The sequence below is a fragment of the Tolypothrix sp. FACHB-123 genome, from assembly GCF_014697075.1.
Classification (GTDB): domain Bacteria; phylum Cyanobacteriota; class Cyanobacteriia; order Cyanobacteriales; family Nostocaceae; genus Aulosira.
Genome location: NZ_JACJRE010000113.1, coordinates 1 through 8,674, shown reverse-complemented (window position 1 = coordinate 8,674; position 8,674 = coordinate 1). Strand labels below are relative to the sequence as shown.

Sequence of the window (8,674 nt, the reverse complement as noted above, 5' to 3'; positions counted from 1 at the left end):
CGCTCGGCTTATGGATTTAGAAACTTTGAAAACTTCCGAATTAGATGCTTGTTAAACTGGCATTTTGATTGTTAGTTTAGCATAACAAGTACTAAAGAACCGTTACTTCTGAAAGCTTATAATGCTGGTAATTCAAATAATACAATTGATTATTTGCGTTATTTATTAGACTCTTCTCCCAACCAAAGATTGCTTCTTCTTTGGGATGGTGCTTCTTATCATCGTTCACATTTGGTTCAAAACTTTTTGGGTGAAGTAAATCAAGGTTTACCTCCAGAGCAATGGAAAATTACTTGCGTTCGCTTTGCTCCTAATTGCCCATCACAAAACCCTATAGAAGATATTTGGTTACAAGCAAAAACCTGGGTGAGGCGTTTTTGTGCTTTAATTCCCACATTCCGCCATTTAAAATGGATGTTTGAGTGGTTTCTCCGAAACACTACGTTTGATTTTCTGTCTCTTCAGATGTACGGAGTTTTTTCAGAAATCAAATACTAGTCCTATATCATTCTTAAGTGTTATGGAATGCAAAAAATGCGATCGCACTATAACAACTAACAACTTACCACTAACAAATACAGATTTGATTATCGTTAGACAGGGGTTTAACTTATTTTACTTATCATTCATGCACTCCGGTGTCAATGAGTACATTTTTCATGTACTGATAATAATATAGTTAAAATAAAGTTTTGTGAAGCGAGGACTACGAATGTACATTGTACAGATTGCCTCGGAGTGCGCTCCTGTAATTAAAGCAGGCGGTTTAGGGGATGTTGTCTACGGATTGAGTAGGGAATTAGAGATTCGTGGGCATTGTGTCGAACTAATTCTGCCCAAATATGATTGTATGCGCTACGACCATATTTGGGGATTACACGAAGCCTATCGCAATCTATCTGTACCCTGGTACGGTGGAGCCATTACTTGTTCTGTTGAGTGCGGTTGGGTACATGGACGAGTATGTTTCTTTATTGAACCCCACTCTCAAGATAATTTCTTTAATCGCGGTTGCTATTACGGCTGTGACGACGACAATATGCGCTTTGCTTTCTTTAGCAAAGCTGCATTGGAATTTTTACTGCAAAGTAACAAGCGCCCTGATGTTATACATTGTCATGACTGGCAAACAGGCTTAATTCCAGTTATGCTCCATGAAATGTACAAGTATTATGGCATGGAGTATCAGCGAGCTTGCTACACTATCCATAACTTTAAGCATCAAGGAATGGGTGGTGTAGAAACACTTCAAGCCACAGGTTTAAATCGCCCAGAATATTACTTCCAATACGATAAACTGCGTGACAACTTCAACCCCTTCGCCTTAAACTTTATGAAGGCGGGTATAGTTTACTCTAATGCTGTCACCACAGTTTCACCAAACCACGCTTGGGAAGCGCGTACTAGCGAAATAGGTTGTGGTTTAGGTCATACTTTGCATTTGCATCAAGATAAATTCCAGGGAATACTTAACGGTATCGATTACGATTTTTGGAATCCAGAAGTTGACCGTTACATCCCCTCTAATTACAACAAAGACACTTTTGAAAAGAAATTTGATAACAAAAAAGCTTTGCAAGAGCGGCTTTTACTCCGTCAAGAAGATAAACCAATCATTGCTTATATTGGGCGTTTAGATAATCAAAAAGGCGTGCATTTGGTACATCACGCTATGTATTACGCACTGAATAAAGGAGCGCAGTTTGTATTACTAGGTTCGGCGACAGAAGCGGGAATTAATGCCCAATTCCAACATGAAAAACAATTTTTAAATAACAACCCTGATGTTCATTTAGAACTAGGCTTTAATGAAGAACTATCTCACCTAATTTATGCAGGTGCAGATATGATTGTTGTGCCTAGTAATTTTGAACCTTGCGGGTTAACGCAAATGATTGGGTTAAAATATGGCACTGTACCAATTGTGCGCGGTGTTGGTGGTTTGGTAAATACGGTATTTGACCGCAACTACGACGAGAATTTATCACCAGAAAAACGCAATGGTTTTGTATTCTACCAAAGCGATAATTATGCCCTAGAATCCGCAATGGAACGAGCAATTGATTTGTGGAATTATTCTCCCGAAGAGTTCCGCGAATTAGCTATTCAGGGTATGGAGTATGACTACTCATGGAATATTCCTGGCGGGGAATATGTAGAAATTTACGATTGGATTAGACACAAGTGGTAAGCTGTTTGCATAACTGTTGAATGTTGATTGTTGAATGTTGATTGTTGACTGTCAGCAGATGAGTATCTAAAAACTGAATTCATTAAAAGGCGGATTTACCGCCTTTTTTTAGGTTTATAAAAACAGTATTTTCAGGTAAATGAATAGGAAAACAAAAAACCCCGGTGATCAACCGAGGTGATGAGGAAGAGGTTTATTGACTATGAGATATCCTGATACCGAAATCAGAAAATTTAATTAAAAAATTTTAGCTAACGCTTAAACCTAATAAAACAAGTGTGGTAACAAGTAATGTAGCGAATCCAGCTTGTAACAGATATTGGCGTTGTTCCCAAATTGTTGGGTATTCAGCGTAGTAAATCTGAGGTTCTGTTGCGTAGTTGTTGAGAACGCCGTCTTCATTAACTGTTGTATACATAGTTTTTTCTCTTGCTTTGTTAACTTATGTAACTAAATTTAACAAGTTTGTTACAAATAGTCAACACCGCTTGACAAATAATTATGGATACTATCCATAAATGAGACTTATCAATAATTGGGATGCAGAGACTTGGGAGACTTTCGGCAAAAATCTCTCGCTCCGAAAAAGCCCTCAGGCTTTAGCCTGAGGCTATACGAACAAAGCCCACCTGCGTGGGCTAAAAAGCAATATTGGTATATGTAGCCGTAGCCGGAGGTGATGGCGACTGTGAAAACACGCCCTAGCCCCTAGCCTCTAACCCCTATTTACTTCACTTCGCTGGGTTCAAACTTAGCTACTTTTCCTTTCTTGATGGCGATAACGACATCGTAGGTAGCACAGTAAGCGATGGTGACATCGTTGGCTTTGTTGTAAAGATTAACCACCATACCTGCACCACCAGGTTGTACAGCAATTGGCTCTAAATCGCCAAAAAAGTAACGGCGTAAAGCGTCACCACTACCAAATTGACCTTTATTTTTGGCGAGAAATTCAATTTTTTGTTGAGGAGTTAACCCTGTTGCATCTTTGGCTTCTGCGGCTGAAGCTTGAGCAAGTATTGGATTGATGGCTTTGATGGGAGCATCCCAAATTGTAAAACAACCAACTAAAGCAACAGTGGTGAGTATGGGGGCGAGTTTCATTTGTGACTCCTAATCTGGTAAATCTGGCGAACAACCACAATATCGTTGTTGAGACTGAAGCCTGTGTGAAACTCAACCATGACTTTGATGAGTTTACTCGTTGAGAAAATTAATTTGCTTCTCAGCGTTTGCTCATAGAGGAATGGTAGCTTAAATTAACAAGGTATTTTCAGTATGATGTGAGCCAGGGGCAACTTAGTAGGCAGTGGTGGTATTTTGACTAGAGTAAAGAAACTTTACAGGCTTACCCATAAAATTCCAGGGACAATGTATCTCTGGCTAGCAATTCTAATTTTTGGTTTCTCTAGTGCTATCACCCGCAAGTTAACAGAAATTGGTGCCCAGAATTTAATAGGCGATCGCAATCCCATCTCTTTATGTAATGTTTTATTTGTTGGGAATCTTTGCGCTTTGCTGGTGACGATTCCTATCTACTGGCGACAGTGGAAACCAGCAAATTTACGCCAGCTGTCAAAAAGAGATTGGATAAGCCTCACCGTCGTAGCTATTTTATCGGGAGCGCTGGCTCCTGGCTTAATTTTCCAAGCACTAGCAATTACGGGAGTTAACAATGTCATTCTTATTGGACGCTTAGAACCGCCATTAACTTTAGCCTTCTCAGTTTGGTTATTGCGAGAACGGGTAACGAAATGGCAAATAGGCGGTGCGATCGCGGCATTTATTGGTGTTAGTCTCACAATTGTGCTGCAACCTTCTACCCAAGCCATGATGAGCATGGGAAGTTTGAAATTGGGTTTAGGAGAAATTTTGACAGCAATAGGAGCTTTAGCTGTCTCTGTTTCCACAATTATTGGTAAAAAACATTTATCCCATGTTCCCTTAGGAATTTACAGTATATTTCGTAATACCCTAGGCACGATAATTTTTTTCTGCATTGCTTTAGGACTATATGGGAAAGAGCATTTTATGGATGTATTCTCGCCTTTTCTTTGGCAATGGATGTTAGTTTATGGTGCTTTTATTGTAGTTCTGGGGCAATTCTTGTGGATTAAAGGTTTACGAACTTCTACAGTATCTACCGCTTCGTTAATTGGCTCATTTACACCCATAATAGGTATCATTGCTGCATTTTTGCTATTAAATGAAGTCCCTACTCAGGCTCAATATATTGGTGGTGGCTTGATTTTAGCAGGTATATTTCTCAGCCAAGTTGGCATTCAGCGCCAAACTTCTCCCACAATTACATCCCCTCAGTCGAGTTCTACCCAGGTAGAACAGCAAATAGAAATGGGTATGGGTTTTAAAGGAATGTAAGTAGGTGGTGATAACGGGAACTAGTAATTGTCATTAACTGTCTAACAGAAGTATGTTTATCTATTAGATATACATAAGTTAAAAAAGTGTAAGTAGGAATTTTTTAGGCTATTAAGATTGATTTTTGGGAAATTGTTATAGAAAAAAGCTTTAACTGTATTACAAACTAATTACAGTAGTATCAGCAGATATGAATATTATGAAACGTAAATTATGGCTCGGTTATTTGTTTGCTGTTTTAATATGTTTACCTTTTGGTGTTGCTAGTACAACCAAACTTTTAGCAGCAAATCCAACTTCTCAAGTGGCACAAGCAAGGTCTGCTTATAACCAATATATGCGCCAAGGTTACACAGCAACTAGGCAAAGAAACTACCGCAGAGCTTTAGGTTTTTTTCAGCAAGCAGCGCAACTACGCCCTGGAGATAGATATGCTAATGCCGCAATTAGAAATGTTCAAAGTTATATGAGAGGGCGGAGAACTTTGATTGGCTTTGTGCCGGGGAAACCTGGTAGAGTCAGATCGGCAGCATCACGGGGAGCTTGCTTCCAAAATGGAGATGTGGCGATTCCCTTAATTCCCAGCAGCAAAGAAGCTCAACACACTACAAAAGAGCATCCTACATTCTTTTTCTACATTCCCAAAACTTCTAAAACAGCAGCCGGGTTAGAATTTGTTTTGCGAGAAGATGAGAATAGCGATCCGTTATATAAAGAAACTTTCCCCGCAGTTGAGGAAGCGGGAATTGTCAGTGTGACTTTACCTGCGAACCAACCTGCTTTAAAAGTAGGTAAAGAATATAGTTGGACTTTTTCCATGATTTGCGATCCTAACAGTCGCGATTTGGATTTGTATCTAGAAGGCAAAATTGAACTCATGCAAGATGAAAATATTGCTGCTCAGATACAAGAGACATCACAACCTTTAGATCGAGCAGTTCTCTACGCAACTGCTGGCTATTGGGAAAACGCACTCAGTATTTTGGCTGAGTTACGCCGTCAGAATCCTAATAATGCTGAAATTCAACAATATTGGGCAGACTTATTGAAATCCGTGAACCTGGAACAAGTTACAGATAAGCCTTTATTGCCCTGTTGTCGTTCTCAAACATAAGAAAATGGGCATTGGGCATTGGGCATTGGGCATTGGGCATTGGGCATGGGTATGGGGAGTCAGTAGGGGCGGGTTTATGGGAGATCTTCATGAATCAGTGAGGATATCTGTGAACCCGCCCGTACAACAGTCAACAGTCAACAGTCAACAGTCAACCGTCAACAATTTTAAATAGTAAAGGGCGATCGCAACTATATCTGCATTATGTGGATTGGCGATCGCCTCTATGTATGAGCAGATTAAGTTAACATGACAAACAGGATTATCCTAGCCCTACAAGTTTATTTGTCAGTCCCTAATTAACCTGCCCTCTGCTTTCAACTCAGAATGAATCACCGTCCCGCTATTAAACTCAGCCACGTTAGCAAAGTCTACGCCAATGGCACAGTTGCCCTACAAAATCTCAATTTAGCTATCCCAGAAGGGCAGTTTGTCAGTTTAGTTGGCCCTTCTGGGTGTGGTAAAAGTACAGTCCTCAGACTCATTGCCGGACTAGGACAGATGAGTTCTGGTAATATTGACTGGGGTTTGACTGCTCAAGGGCAAAAACTAGCCTTTGTATTTCAAGATGCTGCACTTATGCCTTGGGCAAATGTCAGAGAAAATGTCCGCCTACCCCTGAAGCTAGCAAAAGTTCCCCAAAAAGATGCTCAGCATTTGGTAGAGAAAACCTTGGCATTGGTAGGATTAGAAAAATTTCAGCAAAGCTATCCTCGCGAGTTATCTGGGGGGATGAAAATGCGAGTCTCAATTGCTAGGGCTTTAGTCACCCAGCCGAATATTTTATTGATGGATGAGCCATTTGGTGCTTTAGATGAAATCACTCGCAGCAAACTTAACAGCGATTTACTAGATTTATGGCATCAACATCGTTGGACTGTAGTTTTTGTCACTCACAATATTTATGAAGCGGTATACTTGTCAAATCGCGTTTTGGTGATGGGAACAAATCCTGGACGAATAGTTGCAGATATTGAAATTGACGCGCCTTACCCCCGTAATGAGTCCTTTCGCACATCATCAATGTACATCGAATACTGCCAGAAGGTTTCCCAATCTCTGGCGATCGCTATGAATCATCCTCACACAACTGTATTTTGAATTTATAATTTGCATGGTTACTCGTCGCCCAAAATTAAAAAACCTGCCAACAAAATTGCTCTCGCCTGATGTTTGGGCACCAGTATTAGTAGGGATTCTCGCCCTGGTATTGTGGGATATCTTGGTGCGGGTAACACAATTACCGCCTTATATTCTCCCAGGCCCCATCTTAGTATTGCAAACCTTATTTACCGATTGGCGGGAGTTGTTCGCTTCTTTATTAGTTACCTTGCAAATTACCGTAGTCGCCTTTATAGCGGCGGCGATATCCGGGTTACTGATAGCGATATTGTTTACCCAAAGCAAATGGATTGAACGCAGCTTATTTCCCTATGCTGTGATTTTACAGACAACTCCCATAGTCGCGATCGCGCCTTTAATTATTCTCTGGTTAAAAAACAACACCTTCGCCGCCTTAGTCGTTTGCGCCTGGATAGTCGCCTTTTTCCCCATCGTCTCTAACACTACCTTGGGACTCAACAGCGTAGACCGCAACTTACTTAACTTATTTCAACTCTACAAAGCCTCCCGTTGGCAAACCCTGTGGTATCTCCGCTTACCCAGTGCCATGCCATACTTCTTAGGTGGGTTAAAAATTAGCGGTGGTTTATCCTTAATTGGCGCAGTTGTCGCCGAATTCGTCGCCGGAACTGGTGGCGCAAAAGCTGGTATTGCTTATCGCATCTTAATTTCCAGTTATAACCTGCAAATTCCCCGGATGTTTGCAGCATTATTATTGACAACGGGGTTAGGCGTGTTAATTTTCGTCAGCTTGAGTGCCTTATCAGACTTTATTTTAGGTAAATGGCACGAAAGCGCAGTTAAACAAGAGAATTAACAATGCTAACTTGTGCCCTTCGACTTCGCTCAGGGCACAATCATAATTAATAAGGTAGTTTCTGTAAATATTTGACTAAACTTTCTTGTATTTTAGAAGAGCATTGGCGTATCCATTCGTAGACATCGCCTTTTTTACTCGAAGCTTCGAGTCTAAAACATGACGGTTGAGGTTTAAAACGAGAACGTTCGAGTTCTGAAGGCGAACGTTGTTGTTCTAAACGAGAACGTTCCGGTTGCGAAGGCGAATGTTCCTGTTCTCAACGAGTACGTTCGAGTTCTGAAGGCGAACTGTCGTGTTCCAAAAGTGAATATTCCTGTTCTGAAAGAGAAAGTTCGTGTTCCGAAGATGAATGTTCCTGTTCTCAACGAGAATTATGGTGTTCTGAACTCGAAATGAATAGCCAATATCTACAACTGGCTATGTTTAGACAGAATTTTTCAGTTTATTTTACAAATAACCGAGCAAACATGCTTAATCAGTAACGATTAAAACACCTCTTCCTTCCCTCTTTGCGCCTTTGCGCCTTTGCGTGAGACAAAAATATTTCTCCAAAATCGAACCGCATTTGCGTAGTGTCTCGCAGAGAAAGACACTCAGAACACAAAGGAAGAATTAGGAGGAAGCTTTGACGATAATATAGCTTTATCCAGTCCACATTGCTTTGTCTGTCGCTAGTATGAGTTATATGTATAAAAATTATGCTAGCTCTTAGCGAAGATGAACATTGACTCTGTAATTGCTGCTATCACTAAACTTGCTCCGGCGGTTACTCCCATCGCTAGTAAGCAAGCTCAACGTAATGAAACTGTCATCAAAGTATTAAAAGACTTAAAACTCGATCCGGTACAACCGCCTGATGATTTAGATGGCGTGTATGCTTATGCTTTGGTAGAATATGGAGTCTTTAAGCCGGAAACACTGCTTAAATTTTTCCGCGAGAGGGACATTAAACCTCGTCTAACTTGAAACCCGTAGTTTTTCCTCATCAGGGTCAAGATGATTTTTCACCCACAAGCGATCGCTAATTTCAAAGGAATTGGAATTGATA

8 protein-coding genes and 1 pseudogene are annotated in these 8,674 nt (G+C 40.6%); 7 read left to right on the top strand and 2 right to left on the bottom strand.

Annotated elements, in window-relative coordinates:
* Nucleotides 1-102: 102 nt before the first annotated feature.
* Both H6G41_RS33465 and glgA read left to right on the top strand, forming a co-directional pair.
* A pseudogene (locus H6G41_RS33465) lies at nucleotides 103-498 on the top strand (transposase); the annotation flags it as partial.
* A gap of 214 nt (nucleotides 499-712) precedes the next feature.
* Nucleotides 713-2,191, top strand: a complete 1,479-nt coding sequence (gene glgA / locus H6G41_RS33460) for a glycogen synthase GlgA (RefSeq protein ID WP_190752628.1) — start codon at nucleotides 713-715, stop codon at nucleotides 2,189-2,191.
* Nucleotides 2,192-2,438: 247 nt separating this feature from the next.
* On the opposite strand, the gene psb34 is transcribed toward glgA, so the two are convergent.
* Both psb34 and H6G41_RS33450 read right to left on the bottom strand, forming a co-directional pair.
* Nucleotides 2,439-2,609, bottom strand: a complete 171-nt coding sequence (gene psb34, locus H6G41_RS33455) for a photosystem II assembly protein Psb34 (RefSeq protein WP_190752626.1) — start codon at nucleotides 2,607-2,609, stop codon at nucleotides 2,439-2,441.
* 308 nt (nucleotides 2,610-2,917) lie between these two features.
* Nucleotides 2,918-3,295: a hypothetical protein gene (locus tag H6G41_RS33450; RefSeq protein ID WP_190752624.1), complete on the bottom strand. Its 378-nt coding sequence runs from the start codon at nucleotides 3,293-3,295 to the stop codon at nucleotides 2,918-2,920.
* 216 nt (nucleotides 3,296-3,511) lie between these two features.
* On the opposite strand from H6G41_RS33450, the gene H6G41_RS33445 reads away from it, so the two are divergent.
* From H6G41_RS33445 to H6G41_RS33425, 5 genes are all read left to right on the top strand, one after another.
* A complete protein-coding gene (locus H6G41_RS33445) occupies nucleotides 3,512-4,570 on the top strand; it encodes a DMT family transporter (RefSeq protein WP_242038148.1) in 1,059 nt (352 codons plus the stop codon).
* Between the two features lie 199 nt (nucleotides 4,571-4,769).
* A complete protein-coding gene (locus H6G41_RS33440; protein WP_242038147.1) occupies nucleotides 4,770-5,684 on the top strand; it encodes a DUF928 domain-containing protein in 915 nt (304 codons plus the stop codon).
* Between the two features lie 327 nt (nucleotides 5,685-6,011).
* The gene (locus H6G41_RS33435) at nucleotides 6,012-6,785 is read left to right on the top strand and encodes an ABC transporter ATP-binding protein (protein ID WP_190752620.1); all 774 of its coding nucleotides are present in this window, start codon (nucleotides 6,012-6,014) and stop codon (nucleotides 6,783-6,785) included.
* A gap of 13 nt (nucleotides 6,786-6,798) precedes the next feature.
* A complete protein-coding gene (locus H6G41_RS33430; protein WP_190752618.1) occupies nucleotides 6,799-7,623 on the top strand; it encodes an ABC transporter permease in 825 nt (274 codons plus the stop codon).
* Between the two features lie 720 nt (nucleotides 7,624-8,343).
* Nucleotides 8,344-8,592: a hypothetical protein gene (locus tag H6G41_RS33425; protein ID WP_190752616.1), complete on the top strand. Its 249-nt coding sequence runs from the start codon at nucleotides 8,344-8,346 to the stop codon at nucleotides 8,590-8,592.
* Nucleotides 8,593-8,674 lie beyond the last annotated feature (82 nt).

What these genes read in the sequence shown, in the direction of transcription:
- glgA (WP_190752628.1), top strand. Translation starts at nt 713, where the DNA reads ATGTACATTGTACAGATTGCCTCGGAGTGCGCTCCTGTAATTAAAGCA.
- psb34 (WP_190752626.1), bottom strand. Translation starts at nt 2,609, where the DNA reads ATGTATACAACAGTTAATGAAGACGGCGTTCTCAACAACTACGCAACA.
- H6G41_RS33450 (WP_190752624.1), bottom strand. Translation starts at nt 3,295, where the DNA reads ATGAAACTCGCCCCCATACTCACCACTGTTGCTTTAGTTGGTTGTTTT.
- H6G41_RS33440 (WP_242038147.1), top strand. Translation starts at nt 4,770, where the DNA reads ATGAAACGTAAATTATGGCTCGGTTATTTGTTTGCTGTTTTAATATGT.
- H6G41_RS33435 (WP_190752620.1), top strand. Translation starts at nt 6,012, where the DNA reads ATGAATCACCGTCCCGCTATTAAACTCAGCCACGTTAGCAAAGTCTAC.
- H6G41_RS33430 (WP_190752618.1), top strand. Translation starts at nt 6,799, where the DNA reads ATGGTTACTCGTCGCCCAAAATTAAAAAACCTGCCAACAAAATTGCTC.
- H6G41_RS33425 (WP_190752616.1), top strand. Translation starts at nt 8,344, where the DNA reads ATGAACATTGACTCTGTAATTGCTGCTATCACTAAACTTGCTCCGGCG.